Raw genomic sequence first — 18,128 nt, 5'->3', positions numbered from 1 at the left:
CTCACGCCTCCTTGAGGATGCGGGTCGCGGCCTGCAGCTCCGTCGCGAACAGGTTCGGCGAGTTCTGTCGGAGCTGACGCAGGTCCTGGACGGTCCGGCCGGGGAAGAGCCGGTGGAAGAGATTGATCAGGGTGGCGCCCAGGGAGTCCTCCGTGAAGACCGCGTCGTCGTCGAACTCCTCCTTCAGCAGGGCGTGTTCCACCATGATGCGCGCACAATCGGAGTAGACCATCGAGAGGACGACACGATCCACCGGGCCCGGCCTGGCGGCACGCGCGAAGGCTCCGGAGACTTCCTCGGACTTCTCGTTGACGACGAGGAGCATGGAGCCCATGGCCGCGGCGTTCAGGTCGGAGCCGAGCTGCAGGTGCCAGGCCGCGTCGTCCCTGAACGAGGTGTGGGCGAAGTCGATCACCGTCATGGGGAAGAGCGGTGCATCACCCTGGAGGCGCAGGGCCGCGGCGTCGTCCCAGAGCAGCGAGCCGGCTCTGCGCGGAGCGAAAGGTGCTGCGGGGCCCGTCGTACGGGACAGGACGAGCACCGTCTCCAGGGAGAGCACTCCACCGAGCTGGGCGCCCGGCAGGACGGCGTGCAGGTCGATGGTGCGGACGCCGTCCCCGCTGAGAGGCACCCGCTGGACGGGACCCCGGAGGTTGGAACCGGAGGCCGTCCAGATCGCTGCGAGGGTGAGCACCGCGTCATCGGCGAGGCCCGCTCCCGCACGGGCCGTCTGCAGGTCGACGTGTACGGTGCGGCGGAGTTCGACGTCCATGCGGTAGTCCCAGAAGTCGAGCGACTCGGGGAGCTCGGTCGTGGCACCGTCGAGGACGAGTCGCCAGGGCTCGGCGCGGACACATGAGGGGACGGGGGAGCGATAGGGGAGAGCGAGTCTGCTCACGTCGCGCTCACCGCCTGGGTCTTCACGGTGATCTCCGTGATGGTGTCCGGGGCCGGGCGGACCACGGCGCGCCAGATGGTGTCGTCCCCGCCTTCGATGACGAAGGTGGGCGATGCGTGGAGCGTGCCGGCGGGGTCCTCCCAGCCGACGAGGCCGGGCATGGCGGCGCCGGCGGGTGGGTCGGTCTCGCGGTTGCCGACACCGGGCAGGGCGACGGCCAGGTCGACGCGAACGCGCTGCAGCATCGGCGCGGGCAGGGTGAACGCCTGGACCAGGACGGCATGCCCGAAGCGTTCCTCGTAAGTGGTCTCACCTGCATACTTCACGCGCGGGCGGGGCGCTCGGGCCGCGCCGTCGGCCGCCGGGGGGAGGTCGACGGGGCCCGAGCCCTTGCGGCGTGTGCCCGAGCGGGCGCCGCCACGCGGTTCGGGCCGTTCCTCGTCGTCGTCCACCGCCGAAGTGGCACGGCCCGTGGAGGAAGTGCCTCCGTGGTCCGTGGCGCCACCGGTTCCCCGGGCGCCACCGACCAGCGGGGAGAAGCGGGCACTCGCCGCTCCCAGTGCCACGTTCGCAGATCCTTCACGGGCAGATCCACCCAGTTGGAGGAGCTCGTCGACCGCTTCCTTGAGTCGCGTGAAGGTGGTACGCACGAGCGTCCGCTCCTGACCCTCCAACCGGTGGTGGTTCCAGGCGTCGTGGGTGGGCGGTTCGGCCTCCGCGTACGTGGCGTCCATCTCCTCGGTGGCGCGGAAGACGCCCGCATAGGAGAGGAGTTCGGCACCGGTCTCTCGACCGGGCCAGTAGGTGACCACCAGCTCCGCGGGACGCATCAGGGCCACATGGTGCACGGTGCGTTCGATCTGCACCATCTCCATGGCCCGACGGGCGGCGGGAGCGGGTTCCAGGGGCACGACCGGCCGCTGGACGAGTCCCAGTCGTCCCAACTCCCTGACCGGCCTGTGGCAGGACAGGGTCTGTCCTTCCTCGGAGTCCAGCCGGCGGTAGGCGTCGACGAAGAGATTGAGCGGAGAAGTGGTGCGGGGGTCCGGTACGGGAAAGTCGCGGCCCTCGCAGGTGACCGAGAACTGCATGGGCGGCGTGCCGTCGGCACCCTCCAGCATCTTGGGCCACAGGTGCCAGGCCACCGTCTCCGCGAGGTAGGCCGCGGCCTCCTTCGGCTCCATGCCGTCGAGGTGTGGGTCGAGGACGACGATGCTGGTGCCGGTCTCCTCCGGTCCGAAGGGAGCGAGACCCAGGAGCCGGGCCGTCTCCTCCGCCTCGGCATCGACGAGGGGGTCGATCACGTCACCGGAAGCGTCACCCCACCAATGCCGCCCCGTATATCGCCGTTCGTTGCCCGCCGTGTCCGTGGCCCGGTAGCTGTGCCAGAGGGCACAGCCCATCAAGCGGGTCTCCAACTTCCCCTCGTCGTTGCGGCATCGGGTGTGTACGAGCACGGTGCCGAGGCTCGAGAGCAAGTAGAAGACGGCTTTGCCGAAACCGTAGGTGCCGCCGCCCAGCCTCGTGTCCCGTGGTTCGCCCACGTTCCGCACGAAGGCGATGAAGTCCTGGCGGTCCCGGGAGATCTGGTGGGCTCGCGTGGGGCCGCCGAGACCATTCGTGCCCCGGTCGGAGACGGTCATGATCCGGATGCCCGACCGGAGTGCTCTGCGCACCCCGAGGTATTCGTTGGACGGCGCGCCGTTGGCAAGGAGCCTGCGCCAGGCGTCGGCGTGTGCCGGACCCACGTACCCCAGGTCGATTCCGAACCGGACCGGTCCGTCGTGCTGCGTGTCCCTGGCGTCCCAACTGTTCTGGGCGGCTTCCCGGACGAGGATGGTCAGCAGGTCCAACTCGGGCCGACCGAGCTGATTGCGGATGCCCTCGGCCGCGCTCGCCCCTTCCGGGGGGTAGGGCTGCGAATACCACTGGGGTTCGGTGCGCGGGTCCGTCACGTGCCCTCCCCGAGCAGTGCGGCCAGGTGTCTCTCCACCGTGGTCATCGGAAGCGGGCTGGGGGCGGACATGGTGAGGTCCACCGTGTAGTCGACCTCCATCACGTTGCCGGGCACCTGTGCGACGGTGAGGTCGGCCGACGTTATCCGGGGGAAGCCCGCGCCCACCGCGTACCAGCGCTCGTCGCGCACGGTGAAGCGAATCGCGCGATACCGCTCGGCGTCCACGGTGTAGTAGCCGACCTCGGCGAGGAGACCGAGCAGGGCGTTCTCGTCGTCGCTCAGCCGCAGGGCCCGTTCCACCAGGTCCACGACGCTGGTTCCGTTCCCACCCTCCGGGGTACGCTCGACGCGCAGGCAGGCGAGCTGCAGGGATCCGCCCTCCGGGGGCTCCAACTGGCGCAGGCCGTGGATGCGAATGCGCAGGGCGTCACCGGTGGCCGTCTTCACCTCGACCGCCTCTTTGCCCGAGGTGAAGTCGTGCGGGCGCCCGGCGGGCCCCGTCCACAGGGTGTGGGCGCTGGGGTTCCGGGCGAGAAGGCGCAGGAGCAGATGCAGTTCGCCGTACAGCCCGGCGAGTTGCGCGGCACTCAACGGCGTCCCCGCCGTTCGAAACAGCGCTCGCCAGCGGTCCAGGACCCGATGCAGCACCTTGAGCGGCCGTGGAGACACCGGTGACCGGTCGTCCTCACCGATGCGGTTCATCTCCCGCAGGACGTCTTCTCCGAGCCGGGTGAACACGTCGTCGAGGTCGTGGCGCAGGCAACTGAGGTCGGCGTAGTACTGGTACACGTCCGCGTCTTCCAGAGGCCGCTTGCGCAGGCGCAGTACCTGGCCGTCACGGATCTCGCGGACGTGCTGGTTCCCGGCGACGGGCACCAGCAGGTGGCGATGCCCTTCGCGGTCGACGGCCGCGAGGACGGGACCACGCGCGGTGGAGACGGGAAGCGGAGCGGTGCGGAGCCGGTTGTCCGCGGAGACCGGCGCGCTCATGAGATCGCGCCAACATCCTTCGAGCGCGTCCCGGAATGTGTCGCTCACGCCGTTTCCTCGCCCTCGACGGTGCGCAGGTCCTCGTCGTCGGTGTCCTCCAACCGGATGCCCGAGAGGTCCGCGGAGATGTAACTGCCGTCCCAGGTGACCTCGCTGTCGTGGCCGGGCTCCGGGAACACCAGGCCGACGCCGATCACGTGTTCCTCGGCTCCGAGCGGCTCACGGGACTGTTTCCGCCGTTCCGAGGGGCGGGAGTCCTTGTCGATGGGGTACAGCACGATGAGACCGGTGTCCGGGAGCTGCTCCCGGCGCAGGCGTTTGATCTCTTCTTCCGTCAGGCCTCGGGGGGCGTCCGGCAGATCCACCGCCGCGTCCGCGCGGCTCATCAGGGTCTTGATGTCCGCGAAGTCCGGCTCACCGGTGAGGTTGTGCAGTCGCGCACGAGTGATGCGACCGACGGTCACGCCCGGTGCGAAGGTGTGGTTCGACGCGTCGTCCGTCGCACGGTTGCCCACGACCGCGACGTTCCAGCGCAGGAGCGAGCCCTGCTGCACGCGGCGTCGGATGTAGGAGGAGATCAGCGTGGCGTCGCACTCCTGGGAGTTCTCGTGGAACCGGTACCGGTCCAGGAATTCGAGCACGGGCGTGTGCGGGATCTCGCGCAGGACGTGCCGACCCGCCTCGGGGCGTGAGTCGTGCGTCACGGCTTCGTCCACGGCGATGCGCACCAGCTCTCGGGCGGCATCCTCGTTGTCACGCAGCCAGTCGGCGCGGGTGTGGAAGTAGCGCGTCTGGATCCGTCGACCACCGTATGCGGCACTCGCCTTGATCGCGGACTGCATCTTCGCCGCGGCGGTCACCCGCAGCACGGGGTGCGTGCGCAGGCGAACGGCGAACGTCTGCGGGGTCTCGTTCTCGTGCAGGTACACGTCGATGTCGCGACGCATGTCCGCCTCGACGGTGGCGAGATGCCGGAAGGAGGCATGGAGCTCGGTCGTCATCCACACACGGGGCAGGTCGGCGTATCCGTGACGGAAGCCGAACCACCGCCCCATCTGCAGCAGGGTGTCGTATGCGGAGGCGGCGCGCACGAAGTACGTGACGGCGAGACCCTCCAGCGTGAGGCCGCGGGAGAATTTGTTGCCGCCGACCGCGATGGCGACCACCGGGCCGTTGTCGTAGTCGAGGGTGTCCTCGCTCTCGGAGTTGTCCATGATGATCCGGCAATCACGGATCACCCCCGGCAACTCCTTCAGGAGGCTGTCGAAGGGGACCTTCGTCTGTCCGAAGTCCTCGGCCGGCACCCGGGCGGTCTCCTCGTCCCAGAGGGCGCGCAGGCGCCGCAGGGTGTCGGCGTCACCCAGATGGTCCAGGGTGTGCGAGCGGAGCCGCTTGAGCGGGGCGCGGAAGCTGTTGTGCACCTGGATGCGCATGCTGGTGTGGATCAGCATGGTGGCGTGCTTGTTGCCCGTGCCGCGCACGCGTCGGGCCGCGGTGGTCAGCCAGAAATACTGGATGGCCGCGTCGAGGGTGTCGGTGATCTCGGGCGTGAAGCCTTCCGCGTCGGCTCTCGTGGCCGGGGTGACCAGGGGGACGTCTTCCGCGGGGATGTCGCGGATCATGTCGTAGCCGTCGTCGACGTCCTCCGGATCCTCGCCGTCGAGGGCGTACCGGCCGAAGAGCACCTCCGTGCCGAAGTGTTCCCGGGGCTGCGGCAGGTTCACGATGAAGTCGCTGGGATACAGGTCCTTCGCCGCCGGGTCGATGAGGACGTTGGCGAAGGGGGTCGCCGTGTATCCGACGTAGGCAGCCTTCGGCAGGGTCCCGAGGATGCGCAGGATCAGCGGGTTGATCGAGGCGGTGGCCACGCTCGCCTGGTCGGCCTCGTCGTCGATCACCAATGCCGGTGCCTGCTGGAGGTATTCGGAGGCCGACTCGAGCCAACGGGCGAACTTGCGGAGTACGCGGGCGTTTTTCTTGACGACACACAGAACATGGGTGGTGTTGCTGCCGCCGAAGAACGACGCCGCATTCTCCGTCGGCACGAAGTCACGTTCGAGGCCGGTGAGTTGAGACCAATTCGTCGGATTCGACTCCACCAGCTGCTGGGCGAGGCGGGCCTGCGTCTGGCGGCGCAGGCCGTTGTGGATGCCGGCCAGGACGATGAAGAGCTTGTATTGGCGGTCCGCCGCTTTGGCCATCACCGAGGTGAAGTTCGTCGTCTTGCCGGACTGCACGTAGCCGACGACCAGGCCGCGAGCGGCGAAGGCGGGCTCCTTCGGATGGTTGAGAAGGGAGACGACCCGGGTGGAAGAATTGTCGAGGTCCCTGATGGCGTCCTGACTCCAGCCGGACTTCTCCAGTTGGCGCTTGATCGCGGGCCACGCGCGATCGTTCTCGCGGGGGCCGGTGTACCAGGTCTCGCGGTTGCCGTTCACGGCTACGCGCGGTTCCTCCATCTCCCTGATGGAGAGCAGCTGCTGCTCGTGGAATTCGCGGATGCGCTGGATCCGATCCTGGTCGACGCCCAGGATCTCCAACTGCTTGACCGCTTCCGCCGGCGTGCTGGTGTCGAGGAGATTGCGGAAGACCTCGTACATCTGGCCGAGTTCGCTGCTCACTTTTGTTCCCTTACCGGACCGCCCGCGGCTCCAGTACCCCGAGTACTTGCCTGGGTCAATGAAGTTTCTGAGGTCATGCGAATTCAGTACATGCGAAACATGCGTCAATTGTCATGCGGATACCCGGCCGGCCGGGGCCGGCGCTGAAGTCGCACGGCTCGACAGAGCGATCCTCGGATCAAAGGCGTGGGGGTGAGCCAGACGATATCGCACACCTGTGTTGTTGATGCATCTACTGGCGCAAAGAGGTCGGTGGCTTGCCGAAACCAGCCGGGTCACCGGCGAGTGCCGGTTCCTCCGGGCATCAATGCCGACCGTGACACTCCCCATAAGTCGTCTCCGAGCCGCACCAGCACTGCCCGCCTCGTTCCGGGGGCCAAGACGTTGCTCGGCCTCGGGCTGCCAGGGTTGTGGCGTATTGGGGGAGGAGGGACGGGTCGTCCGGGGTGGTGCCCTCTGAGGCGGCGAAGGCCTCGTAGGAGGGGACCGTGCCCGTGACGATGCCCAGGTTCGGGGTGCCGGAGGCCGAGAGTTCGCGGAGGGAGGACTCTATGGTCGACAGGTGGGCCTCGTGGGACGGGTACTCCGAGGCCAGGGACGGGTACGCCGTCAGGAGTTCCGTCAGTTCCGCCGCCGGCCAGTGCAGGATCGCCACCGGGAACGGGCGGGACAGCGCCTCCCTGTACGAGCCCAACTCCACCTGGATGCGGGCGATCTCCGCGCGCAGCTCCGCCGGGTTCTCCGAGCCGAGGGACCACACCCGCTTCGGGTCGTGGAGTTCGTCCAGGGAGACCGGGGCCGTGGAGACGCGGTCCGCCAGGGTGTCCCATGCGTCGTGGTCCGCGCCCAGGAGGCGGCGTACGCGGTGACGGCCGAAGAGGAGGGGGTGCGCGGCGTACGGGGGTTCCTCGGAGGGTGAGGGGATGAGCAGGGTCGCCGCCGCCGTGAACGTCTCGTGCGCCTGTTCCAGCTCGTCGTGCGATTCCAGCGACTCCGCCACGATCACCCACGGCGCGGGGTCCCGGGGCGCCGCCGCGCGGACGCCGTCGATGATCGCCCGTGCCTCCGCCTCATGGCCGTACTCCCACAGGTTCGAGGCCTTCAGGGCGCGGATGAGGAGAGGCGCCGTCGCCGGGCGCGGTGCGGACGGCGACAGCATCCGGTCGTAGAGCGTCGTCGCGCGGTCGCGGGCGCCGGCCAGTTCGAGGTGGGCCGCGGCCTGGAGGAGGAGCTGTTCGGAATCCTCCGGGTACAGGCCGGCCGTGCGTTCCAGGCGCGCGGCTTCGGCGATGTGGTCCACGTCGGTGCGGTCGGCGGCGGCAGCAGCAGGCTTGTCGGGGCGCATACGGGACACGGTACTGCCGAGCGGGGCACTTGCAGGAGGGGCGATGCTCCGCCTGTTGGTCGGGCCCAGTCCGTCCTCCGGTCGGGTGCGTCGTGTGGGTCGGGTTCCCGGGCATGGATTCTTCCAGGAGCAGCGCCTATCCTCCGGGCGGTCCAGGTCCAGGTCAGCTCCAGACCCCCCTCCAGGAGGCCCCCGTGCGCCAGCGGCTCCCCGTCGTGCAGCACGGGCTCGCCCGGCGCCGGACCCGTGTCGTTCGCGTGGTGTGGGGTGCCGCCGAGGTCGCCGTCACCCTCGGGCTCGTACTCCTCCTGCTCGTCGCCCATCAGCTGTGGTGGACCAACCGGCAGGCCCGCGCCGCCGCCGAGCGGAAGGTCGACGCGCTGGAGGAGGAGTGGGGGCGTCAGCGGGGTGACTCCGGTGGGGCCGGTGACTCGGGTGGGATGGGTGATTCGGGCGGGACCGGTGCGCCCAGTGGGCCGGATGCGTCCGGCCGGTACCCCTCGCGTACCGACCGCCCCCGCCCCGGTTCCCCCCAGTCCCACGACGGCAGCCCCTCCGCCCCCGCCCCCCGCTGGGACCAGGCCTACGCCGTCCTCCGCATCCCGCGCATCGGCATCCGCGTCCCCGTCGCCGAGGGCGTGAGCAAGGCGGCCGTGCTCAACCACGGGTACGTCGGGCACTATCCCCGTACCGTCCAGCCCGGACAGGCCGGGAACTTCGCCCTCGCCGGGCACCGCAACACGCACGGGGAGCCGTTCCGCCACATCGACCGGCTGCGGCGCGGGGACGAGGTCACCGTCGAGACCGCGCACGCCATCTATACGTACGTCGTCGACAAGACGCTGGCGCGGACCTCCGCCCGCGACGGCGGCGTCATCCGGGAGGTGCCCCGCAGCGACGTGCGCAAGGGGTACGGGTATCGCGAGCCCGGGTACTACGTCACGCTCACCACCTGCACGCCCGAGTACACCTCCAAGTACCGGCTCGTCGTGTGGGGCAAGCTGCGGGCCATGCGGCCGCGGTAGCCGGCGGGCCGCGCCCCGGCCCCCGGATAGGGTCGGGCCTCGTGATCGCTCGACGCCGCCCCCATCTGCTGTGGCTCCTCGGCCCCTTCGTGCTCTACCTGGGGGCCCTGCCCCTCGCCAACCGCGTACGGCCCGTCGTCCTCGGGCTGCCCTTCCTCTTCTTCTGGCTGCTCTGCGCGACCCTCCTCACGCCGTTGTGCGTGTGGCTCGCCCACCGCGGTGACCGGAAGCAGCAGCACGAGCAGGAACAGCAGCACGACCGCACGACAGAAGGGCCGCGCCCATGACCGACGGAGCCATCGCCACCACCGTCTTCGGCGTCTTCATGGCCGCGACCGTCGCCCTCGGCCTCGCCGCCGTCCGCGGGCGCGGCAAGCAGGGCGGGATCGCCGAGTGGTCGGTGGGCGGGCGCAGTCTCGGGGCCGTCTTCATCTGGGTGCTGATGGCGGGCGAGGGGTACACCAGTTTCAGCTATCTGGGTGCCGCGGGCTGGGGGTACAACTACGGCGCCCCCGTGCTGTACGTCGTCGCCTACATGTCCTGCGGTTACGCGGTCGGTTACGTCGTCGGGCCCACGCTCTGGGCCTACGCCCGCCGGCACGGGCTCGTCAGCATCTCCGACATGGTCGCCCACCGGTACGGGCGGCCGTGGCTCGGCGCGGGCGTCGCGCTCCTCGTCACCGTCTTCCTGCTGCCCTACATCCAGTTGCAGATCACCGGCATGGGCGTCGTCGTCTCCACCATCTCGTACGGCGCGATCAGCCTCAACTGGGCCTATTTCATCGGCTTCGCCGTCACGACCGGGTTCGTGGTGGTGAGCGGATTGCGCGGCAGCGCCTGGGTGTCCGTGCTCAAGGACGTCCTCGTCGTCGGGACGCTCGCCTTCCTCGCCGTCTACGTACCCCTCCACTACTTCGACGGGTACGGGGACTTCCTCGACCGGATCGTGCGCGAGAAGAGCGACTGGCTCACGCTGCCGGGCAGCGGCGAAAGTCCGTACGGGCAGGCGTGGTTCGCCACGACCTCGCTCCTCAACGCGCTCACCGTCGTCATCTTCCCGACCACCGTCGCCGGCTACCTGGGCGCCCGCGACGCCGACGCGCTGCGGCGCAATGCCATCTGGCTGCCCGCCTACAACGTGCTGCTCTTCGTGCCGATGCTGCTCGGCATGGCCGCGCTCTTCGTCGTGCCGGGGCTCGTCGGCGCCGGGTCCAACCTCGCGCTCTTCGAGCTGGTCGTGGACTCGCTGCCCGCGTGGGCGGTCGGGGTCATCGGGGTCGCGGCGGCGCTCTCCTCGATCGTTCCCATGGCCGTGTTCATGCTGGTCATCGGCACGATGTGGGGCAGCAGCGTGCTGTCGCTGCTGCCCCGCTGGCGCACCCCGCAGCGGCAGAAGCGCGCCTCGCAGGGTGTGGTCGTCGTCGCGGGCGGCCTGGCGCTCGCCCTCACCTACGGGGCGCCCAACACACTGGTGCGGCTCTCCCTCATCTCGTACGAGGGAATGGCCCAGCTCGTCCCGATGCTGCTGCTCGGCCTGGTGTGGCGCAGGCTGACCCTCGCCGGCGCGCTGAGCGGGCTGGTGGTGGGCGTCGGCGTGGTGTGCGCGCTCGTCTTCGGCGGGCACGATCCCGTCTTCGGGGTCAACGCCGGGATCGTCGCGCTCGCCGGGAACCTGGCCGTGGCGCTCGCCGTGTCGTACGCGGGGCCGGCCGGCCGTGCCGACGGCCGGCCGGACGACGAGGTCCTCGCGCGCGATCCCGTCAACGACGAGGACCCGGCGTCCTCCCCTTCCCCTCCCGCAGCAGCAGCACGCTGACCGCCGCGAGGACGGCGAGTCCGGCCGACACCCCCATGGCCAGGTCCGTGCCGTGCCGGGGTTCGCCGGTGGACGTGGAGACGGCGATCATCAGCGCGACGCCGGCGGCCGAACCGATGTAGCGGGCGGTGTTGTTGGCGCCCGAGCCCATCGCGGCGCGCCCGGCGGGCACGGATTCGACGGCGAGCAGCGGCAGTGCGGCGTTGAGCAGGCCGCTGCCCGCGCCGGAGACGATGAGGCCGGGGAGCAGGCGCGGCCACGAGCCGGAGGAGGCGGCGCCCAGCATCGTCAGGACGGCGACGGCGTGCAGGGCGAAGCCGACGGCCAGTTGGTGGCGGGCGGAGACGCGGCCCGCGAGCCGCCGCGCCTGGAGCGCCGCGACGAAGGACGTGCCCGACCAGATGACGAAGAGCCAGGCGGCGTGCATCGTCGAGAGGCCCAGCGTCTGCTGGAGCAGCGTCGGCAGGTAGCTGAAGAGGGCGATCACGGAGAAGCCCGTGAAGAGGGCGCCCGTCGTCGAGGCCAGGAACAGCGGCCGACGCAGCAGCGCGAGGTCGAGCATGGGGGCGCTGCCGCGCCGCTCCACGGCGACGAACGCGCCGAGCAGCAGCACCGCGGCGGCGAGCAGTCCGCCCACCGGGGCGCGCAGCCAGCCGTCCCTGCCGAGGGTGAGCGCGGCGACCAGGGAGGTGAGCGCGAGGCCGAGGGTGGCGGCGCCCGCCAGGTCCGGCCGGCCGGGGCGCGGGGCGCGGGACTCGGTCAGGGCGCGGGGGGCGAGGGCGGCCACCGCGAGCGCGGCGAGGCCGAGGACGGCGTACGCCCAGCGCCAGCCGTCGGCGCCCGTGGCGGCGATGCCGCCGGCGAGGGGCGGGCCCGCGGCGATGCCGCCGCTGACGAACGCGCCCCAGATGCCGGTGGCCCTGATCCGGCCCGGGCCCGGCGGGAACGCGTGCACCAGCAGGCCGAGGCTGCTGGCGAGGATCGCCGCGCTCGCCGCGCCCTGGGCTACGCGGGCCAGCGTGAACAGCCAGGTCGAGCCGGCGAGCGCGGCGAGTGCGGTGGTGATGCCGAGCGCGACGGTGCCGGAGAGGAAGATCCGGCGCCGGCCGTGGTCGTCGGCGAGGCTCCCCGCGACCAGGAGGACGGCGGCGAGCCCGAGGGGGGTGCCGTTGAGCAGCCAGGCCTGGGCGGAGAGCGGGGTGTGCAGGGCGGCGGCCGTGTCGGGGAGCGTGATCATCGGCGCGGTGTACGTCATGAGGGCCACGGCGGTGGCGGCGCTGGTGACGGTGAGCGTGGCGGTCGGCCGGGCGGTCGGGGGACTGGCCGGCGGAGCGGCCGGGGAGGCGGGCGCGGTGGAGTGGTCGGAGGGGGTGGGGACGAGGCGGGTGGACATGCGGCAGCCCTTCGAGGTTCATTCATTGAACTCGGTGCGTGCCGAGACCGTAGCATCCAAAGTTCGTTCACTGAACCTCGTACGGGAAAAGTGGTTAGAGTAGGGGCCATGGCTCTCGGCAAGGACTACGCCGCGCAGGAGTGCTCGATCGCCCGCGCCCTCGAAGTGGTCGGCGAGCGCTGGACGCTGCTCGTGGTCCGCGACGCCCTCTACGGAGTGCGCCGCTACAACGACTTCCTCGTCCACCTCGGCATCCCCCGCGCCGTGCTCGCCGCACGCCTCCAGGCGCTCGTCGCCGCCGGGGTCCTCGACAAGCGGCCGTGTTCCGACGCGCCAAGGCGGCAGGAGTACGTGGTGACGGAGCGCGGCAAGGCCCTGTGGCCCGCGCTGCGCGCGCTCGGCCTGTGGGGGCGCGAGCACATCCCAGGCACGCGGCCGCTGCGCCACTTCCGGCACGCGCAGTGCGGCACGGAACTGGGGATCGTCGGGGAGTGCCCGGCGTGCGGACACCCCGTCGCGGTCGAGGACGTCGAGATGCTGCCGGGTCCCGGCCTCGATCCGGAGCCCCCGGATCCGGTCAGCCGGGCGCTGCTGCGGCCCCGCAGGCTCCTTCAGCCGGTCGAGATCGATCCTGTATAACGGCAGTACGACAGGATCGGACGCGTACGAGTAGGAATACGAGTACGGGTCCGAGTACGACGGGTCCGGTCACGGATCCGAGCCCGAGCGTCAGGAGAGGAGGGCAGCCATGAACGGCACCACGCGCCACGTCATCCGCGACATGGCCCGCAGCGCGAAAGCGGCCGCCCGTCCCGCCCTGCTCCTGCTCTTCCTCCTCGTCGAGGTCGTCCTCGTCGACACCGGCAGCTTCACCGCCGCCGTCGCGCTCGCCGCGACCGCCGCCGTGGGCTCCGCCCTCGCCGTCTGCTCCGTGATCGCCGCGCGCTGCGCGCCCGCCGTGCCCCGCACCAGGGTGCGCACGGCCATCCGCGACCGGGAGCGGCGCACCGCCTTCCTGCCGCAGCGCGACCCCGACGCCAGGGGCCGCAGGCGCCCCCGAGCGCCCGGCCGTCCCCTCCCGACGGCCGCGTAGGGGCGCCGGCGGCACACCGCCGCCGGCACGGAACACCACCACTCTCATCCCCCAGCCCCTCGCGGCTCGTCACGCCGACGACGCGACGTCTTCCGTCGCTTTCCCACCGGCACGACGAGACCCTCGGAGGGCTTCTCCATGTCCGCTTTCATGTCCGTGTTCGCCGCTCTGGTCGAGCACCTCGCCGACCTGCTCCACCCGCTCTTCCACGGTTCGGCGACCGCCGCCGCGATCGTGCTCTTCACCGCCTGCGTACGTCTCCTCGTCCACCCCTTGTCGCGTGCGTCGGCCCGCGGCCAGCGGGCGCGCGCCAGGCTGTCGCCGCAGATCGCGGCGTTGCGCGAGAAGCACGGCAAGAATCCGGAGAAGCTGCAGAAGGCCGTCCTGGAACTGCACCGCAAGGAGAAGGTGTCGCCGCTCTCCGGGTGCCTGCCCAGCCTCTTCCAGCTCCCCGCCTTCTTCCTGCTCTACCACCTCTTCTCCAACACCGGCATCGGCGGTGACGCCAACCTGCTGCTCGACCACACCCTCCTCGGGGCGCCGCTGGGCGGCCGGTGGACCGGCGCGCTGGCCGACGGCGGGATCTTCGGCGCGCAGGGCCTCGTCTACCTGGCGCTCTTCACGATCGTCGCGGCCGTCGCCACGTTCAACTACCGCCGCACCAAGCGGCAGATGGCGGCGAACCCGCTGCCGCAGGCCGGCGCCGGCGCAGGGGACCAGCAGGTGCCGGGCATGGCCGCGATCACCAAGGTGATGCCGCTGATGTCGTTCATGACTCTGTTCACCGTGGCCGTCGTGCCGCTGGCCGCCGCGCTGTACGTGGTCACCAGCACGACGTGGAGCGCGGTCGAGCGTGCGGTGCTGTACCGGGACATGCCGGGCAGCGCGGGGGCGCTGGCCGCCGCCGTCTGAGACCCGCGCTACCGCCCGGTAAAGGTCCAGTACGTGAACGGGGTCTTGCGGACCGGACGGTGACCTTGGACGATCGACCAAAGCTCCGAGGCCGCACCCCGTCCCCAGCCGCGAACGAACCGGCCGGGGAGGCCCCATCGCCGGGCTACCGAAGGAATGGAGTCTGACCATGAAGCTGCTGCGAGTCGGTACGGCCGGGGCGGAGCGCCCGGCGCTGCTCGACGCCGACGGGACCCTGCGGGATCTGTCGGGGGTCGTCGCCGACATCGACGGCGGGGTGCTCGCCGACGCCGCCGCGCTCGGCCGGATCAGGGCCGCCGCCGACGCCGGTGACCTGCCCGTTCTCGCGGCCGACGGGCTGCGCGTGGGACCGCCGGTCGCGCGGATCGGCAAGGTCGTCTGCATCGGCCTCAACTACCACGACCACGCCCGCGAGACGGGCGCCGAGCCGCCCGCCGAACCCGTCATCTTCTTCAAGGCGGCGGACACCGTGGTCGGCCCGGACGACACCGTGCTGGTGCCGCGCGGCTCGGTCAAGACGGACTGGGAGGTCGAGCTCGCCGTGGTCATCGGGCGTACGGCGCGCTACCTGGAGTCGCACGAGGAGGCGCTGGCGCACGTGGCCGGGTACGCGGTGGCGCACGACGTCTCCGAGCGCGAGTTCCAGATCGAGCGGGGCGGTACCTGGGACAAGGGCAAGAACTGCGAGACGTTCAACCCGCTGGGCCCCTGGCTGGTCACCGCGGACGAGGTACCGGACCCGCAGGTGCTCGCCCTGAAGCTCTGGGTCAACGGCGAGTTGAAGCAGGACGGCACCACCGCCGACCAGATATTCCCCGTCGCCGAAGTCGTGCGCTACGTCAGCCGGTTCATGACCCTGTACCCCGGCGACGTCATCAACACGGGTACGCCCGCGGGCGTGGCGATGGGGCAGCCCGAGCCGAAGCCGTACCTGCGGGCGGGCGACGTGGTGGAGCTGGAGATCGAGGGCCTCGGCCGGCAGCGGCAGGAACTCAAGGACGCGTGACGCTCCCGCTCCGGGACCGGCCCTCTTCCGGGGCCGGTCCCGGAAGGGATGGCCGGGCTTCGGCGTTGTCCTGCCCCGTCGCTTCCTCCTGCACGGCGAGGAACCGTTCCAGCGTCTCCACGACCAGCGCGTGATCCTCGATCTGCGGCAGCCCCGACACCACCACCGTGCCGATGACGCCCGCGCCCTCGACGGCGAGCGGGAAGCCGCCGCCGTGGGCCGCGTATACATCGGGGTCGAGGCGCGAGGAGTCCTCGAAGGTCGTGCCCTTGGCGCGGAAGCGGCAGCCGACCAGGTACGAGGAGCAGCCGTAGCGCTCCACGACGCGGCGCTTGCGGTCGATCCAGGCGTCGTTGTCGGGCGTCGAGCCGGGCAGCGCCGCGTGGAAGAGCTGCTGGCCGCCGCGCCGGATGTCGATCGCCACCGGGGCGCGGCGCTCGCGGGCCCGCTCCACCAGGAGCGTGCCGAGCGCCCAGGCGTCGTCGTGGGTGAGGCGGGGGAGGACCAGACGCCGTTCCTGGGCCTCCAGTTCGTCGATCGAGGGGGCCGGTGCCGCGCTCACAGGGACACCGCCACACCGTCGCGGGCGGAGCGGCGGGCCGCTTCGAGCACGTCGAGGGCGGCGGCCGCCTCGTGCGCGGTGACCGGGTTCTCGCCGGTGCCGCGCAGGGCGGCGGCCACCGCCGCGTAGTACGCGGGGTAGTCGCCCGGCAGGGTCGGCAGCGGGTCGCCGCCGCCGGTCAGCGGGGACTCGCCGGCGCCGATCCGGCCCCACATCGTCTCGGGCTCCACGCCCCACGGGTCCTGCGTGGCCGGGCGCAGGCCCTCGCGCAGCGCCGCCTCCTGCGGGTCGAGGCCGTACTTCACATAGCCGGCCCGCGAGCCGAGGACCCGGAAGCGCGGGCCGAGCTGGGCGGTGGTGGCGCTGACGTAGAGGTGCGAGCGGACGCCGTTCGCGTGGGTGAGGGCGAGGAAGGTGTCGTCGTCGGCCTCCGCGCCGGGGCGCCGGACGTCCGACTCGGCGTACACGCTCACCACGGGGCCGAAGAGGACCAGCGCCTGGTCGACGACGTGGCTGCCCAGGTCGTAGAGGAGGCCGCCGATCTCCTGGGGGTCGCCGGACTCGCGCCAGCCGCCCTTCGGCCGCGGGCGCCACCTCTCGAAGCGGGACTCGAAGCGCCACACGTCGCCGAGTCCGCCGTCGGCGAGCAGCCGCCGCAGCGTGCGGAAGTCGTTGTCCCAGCGGCGGTTCTGGAAGACGGACAGGAGCAGCCCGCGCTCGTCGGCGAGGGCCGCGAGCTCGCGCGCCTCGGCGGCGGTGCCGGCGACCGGCTTGTCCACGACGGCCGGCAGGCCCGCCTTGAGGGCGGCGGTGGCGAGCGGCACGTGCGTCTTGTTCGGGGACGCGATGACGATCAGGTCGAGCTCGTCCGCGCGGTCCCACAGCTCGTCGGCCGAGGCCACGCAGCGCAGGTCGTCGCCGGACTCGGCGCGGGCCTGTGCCTGCCGCCCGGGGTCGGACGTCACGACCGTGTCGAGGACGAGGCCCTCGGTGGCGGCGATCAGCGGGGCGTGGAAGACGGAGCCCGCGAGGCCGTACCCGACGAGGCCGACGCGGAGAGGAGAGCCTGAAGAGCCTGTGCCAGTCATGCCTCCCACTTAAGCAACGGTGTTGCCAAAGTGCAAGCGGACGGGACAATGGCCCCGTGAAGTCGTACGTGAACAGGGTGAACCCCGGAGTCAACCTGCCGGCGCTGCGCGGGCACAACGCCGCGCTCGTGCTCGACCTGCTGCGCGCCGCGGGCGAGGCGGGCATCAGCCGCCTGGAGCTCGCCGAGCGCACCGGGCTCACCCCGCAGGCCGTCAGCAAGATCACCGCGCGGCTGCGGGCCGAGGGGCTGGCCGCGGAGGCGGGCCGCCGCGCCTCCACGGGCGGCAAACCCCGCACGCTCCTGCGCCTCGTCCCCGCCGCCGGCCACGCGGTCGGCCTGCACCTGGACCGCGACGAGCTGACCGCGGTCCTCGTCGACCTGACCGGCGCGGTGGTCGCCGAGCGCCGCGCCCCGCTCGCCTTCGGCGCGGGCGCGACGGCGGTGGTCGAGGCGGCGGCGCGCGAGGTGCGGGAGCTCCTTGACCCCGCCGGGGACGCGGAGAGCGACGAGGGCGGGCGCCGGATCTCCGGGGTCGGCGTCGCGCTGCCGGGGCCCCTCGATCACGCCGCGGGGGTGCTGCACCGGGTCACCGGGTTCCCCGAGTGGGACGGGTTCGCGCTGCGGGACGCGCTCGCGACCCGGCTCGGTCTGCCCGTCACCGTGGACAAGGACACCAACGCCGCCGCCCTCGGCCTCGCCCTCGCGGGCGCCGCCGACTCCTTCGCCTACCTCCACCTCGGTACGGGGCTCGGCGCGGGACTCGTGCTCGGCGGCACCCTCTACCGAGGCGACCGCACCGGCGCGGGTGAATTCGGCCACCAGGTCCTGCAGTTGGACGGACCGCGGTGCGAGTGCGGGGACCGGGGCTGCGTCGAGGCGCTCTGCCTCGCGGCCGTCGCCCGGGGCGAACTCGCCGAGGCGGCACGGGTACTCGGCACGGCCGCGGGCAACCTCGTCGGCCTGCTCGACATCGACCGCGTCCTGCTCGGCGGCCGGACCGTCTTCGCCGCCGAGGAACTCTTCGTGCGAGGAGTGGGCACCGTCGTCGCCGAACGCGTCCGGCGCGGGGGCGGGGCCGCACGGGTCCCGGTGAGCCTCGCTCCCGGCGGGGAACGCGGCGTCGCGGAGGGAGCGGCCCAACTCGTCCTCGCCCCACTCTTCGGCCGCGCGGACGTGGCTTTCCCCGTATAGACCCCGAGTCCGTGCGCGAGGGTCCTCCAGGTCCTCCCTCCTCAGTCGAAGAAGGCGGCAAGCGCGTATCCCAGCAGGAGTACGAATCGATCTCCTCCCGTGTGCGGTCTTCGCCCGCGACGGCTTCTTCCCGTCGTAGACGACCGGGACCACTGTCCCCACGGGGGTCGGGCTCTCGGAGCAGCAACTCGTAGAACTCCCCGGCGCG

Annotated in this window: 15 protein-coding genes and 1 pseudogene; 8 read left to right on the top strand and 8 right to left on the bottom strand. The window is 71.6% G+C overall.

All coding sequences use genetic code 11. The features are described 5' to 3' along the window. Position 1: 1 nt before the first annotated feature. From ACZ7DY_RS13690 to ACZ7DY_RS13670, 5 genes are all read right to left on the bottom strand, one after another. Positions 2-898 (bottom strand): hypothetical protein, encoded by an 897-nt coding sequence (locus ACZ7DY_RS13690; RefSeq protein ID WP_471134109.1) that lies wholly within the window; start codon positions 896-898, stop codon positions 2-4. Beyond that, positions 895-2,853, bottom strand: coding sequence for a hypothetical protein (locus tag ACZ7DY_RS13685; RefSeq protein ID WP_471134107.1), 1,959 nt, complete (start codon positions 2,851-2,853; stop codon positions 895-897). Before ACZ7DY_RS13685 ends, ACZ7DY_RS13690 begins: the two co-directional genes overlap by 4 nt. Continuing rightward, positions 2,850-3,845: a PD-(D/E)XK motif protein gene (locus tag ACZ7DY_RS13680; protein ID WP_471134104.1), complete on the bottom strand. Its 996-nt coding sequence runs from the start codon at positions 3,843-3,845 to the stop codon at positions 2,850-2,852. The genes ACZ7DY_RS13685 and ACZ7DY_RS13680 overlap by 4 nt, the downstream gene beginning before the upstream one ends. Positions 3,846-3,889: 44 nt before the next feature. Continuing rightward, positions 3,890-6,466, bottom strand: a complete 2,577-nt coding sequence (locus ACZ7DY_RS13675; protein ID WP_471134102.1) for a Z1 domain-containing protein — start codon at positions 6,464-6,466, stop codon at positions 3,890-3,892. A gap of 304 nt (positions 6,467-6,770) precedes the next feature. After that, complete coding sequence (locus ACZ7DY_RS13670) at positions 6,771-7,811, bottom strand: SEC-C domain-containing protein (protein WP_471134100.1); 1,041 nt, start codon at positions 7,809-7,811, stop codon at positions 6,771-6,773. Positions 7,812-8,005: 194 nt separating this feature from the next. Here ACZ7DY_RS13670 and ACZ7DY_RS13665 point away from each other — a divergent pair, with 194 nt between their 5' ends. Genes ACZ7DY_RS13665 through ACZ7DY_RS13655 form a run of 3 tightly spaced genes read left to right on the top strand, consistent with a single transcriptional unit; the run spans position 8,006 to position 10,652 of the window. Beyond that, positions 8,006-8,836, top strand: coding sequence for a class E sortase (locus tag ACZ7DY_RS13665; RefSeq protein ID WP_471134098.1), 831 nt, complete (start codon positions 8,006-8,008; stop codon positions 8,834-8,836). Positions 8,837-8,877: 41 nt separating this feature from the next. Further along, the gene (locus tag ACZ7DY_RS13660; protein WP_471134095.1) at positions 8,878-9,123 is read left to right on the top strand and encodes a DUF3311 domain-containing protein; all 246 of its coding nucleotides are present in this window, start codon (positions 8,878-8,880) and stop codon (positions 9,121-9,123) included. Beyond that, positions 9,120-10,652 carry a sodium:solute symporter family protein gene (locus ACZ7DY_RS13655; RefSeq protein ID WP_471134092.1) on the top strand — a complete coding sequence of 511 codons (1,533 nt, stop codon included), beginning with the start codon at positions 9,120-9,122 and terminating at the stop codon, positions 10,650-10,652. Before ACZ7DY_RS13660 ends, ACZ7DY_RS13655 begins: the two co-directional genes overlap by 4 nt. Here the strand turns inward: ACZ7DY_RS13655 and ACZ7DY_RS13650 are convergent. Further along, positions 10,597-12,045 carry an MFS transporter gene (locus ACZ7DY_RS13650; RefSeq protein ID WP_471134090.1) on the bottom strand — a complete coding sequence of 483 codons (1,449 nt, stop codon included), beginning with the start codon at positions 12,043-12,045 and terminating at the stop codon, positions 10,597-10,599. The two genes, ACZ7DY_RS13655 and ACZ7DY_RS13650, sit on opposite strands and share 56 nt — an antisense overlap. 108 nt (positions 12,046-12,153) lie before the next feature. Between ACZ7DY_RS13650 and ACZ7DY_RS13645 the strand changes: the two genes are divergently transcribed. From ACZ7DY_RS13645 to ACZ7DY_RS13630, 4 genes are all read left to right on the top strand, one after another. Then, the gene (locus ACZ7DY_RS13645; protein ID WP_471134088.1) at positions 12,154-12,684 is read left to right on the top strand and encodes a winged helix-turn-helix transcriptional regulator; all 531 of its coding nucleotides are present in this window, start codon (positions 12,154-12,156) and stop codon (positions 12,682-12,684) included. A gap of 109 nt (positions 12,685-12,793) precedes the next feature. Then, entirely contained in the window at positions 12,794-13,138 is a 345-nt protein-coding gene (locus ACZ7DY_RS13640) for a DUF6412 domain-containing protein (protein ID WP_471134085.1), read from the top strand. Positions 13,139-13,276: 138 nt separating this feature from the next. Further along, entirely contained in the window at positions 13,277-14,050 is a 774-nt protein-coding gene (locus ACZ7DY_RS13635; RefSeq protein WP_471134082.1) for a YidC/Oxa1 family membrane protein insertase, read from the top strand. Between the two features lie 169 nt (positions 14,051-14,219). Further along, positions 14,220-15,077 carry a fumarylacetoacetate hydrolase family protein gene (locus tag ACZ7DY_RS13630; RefSeq protein WP_471134079.1) on the top strand — a complete coding sequence of 286 codons (858 nt, stop codon included), beginning with the start codon at positions 14,220-14,222 and terminating at the stop codon, positions 15,075-15,077. A 94-nt stretch (positions 15,078-15,171) separates the two neighbouring features. On the opposite strand, the pseudogene ACZ7DY_RS13625 reads toward ACZ7DY_RS13630, so the two are convergent. Next, positions 15,172-15,639 (bottom strand): annotated as a pseudogene (locus ACZ7DY_RS13625) (heme-degrading domain-containing protein); the annotation flags it as partial. Beyond that, positions 15,636-16,727, bottom strand: a complete 1,092-nt coding sequence (locus tag ACZ7DY_RS13620) for a Gfo/Idh/MocA family protein (protein ID WP_471134077.1) — start codon at positions 16,725-16,727, stop codon at positions 15,636-15,638. The gene ACZ7DY_RS13620 and the pseudogene ACZ7DY_RS13625, both read right to left, overlap by 4 nt. A gap of 56 nt (positions 16,728-16,783) precedes the next feature. Here ACZ7DY_RS13620 and ACZ7DY_RS13615 point away from each other — a divergent pair, with 56 nt between their 5' ends. Beyond that, positions 16,784-17,920 (top strand): ROK family transcriptional regulator, encoded by a 1,137-nt coding sequence (locus ACZ7DY_RS13615; protein ID WP_471134074.1) that lies wholly within the window; start codon positions 16,784-16,786, stop codon positions 17,918-17,920. Positions 17,921-18,128 lie beyond the last annotated feature (208 nt).

The sequence above is a fragment of the Streptomyces sp. NPDC037013 genome, assembly GCF_055607265.1.
The sequence above is the reverse complement of the archived record's forward strand: the minus strand, read 5'-3'. Positions and strand labels throughout refer to the sequence as shown.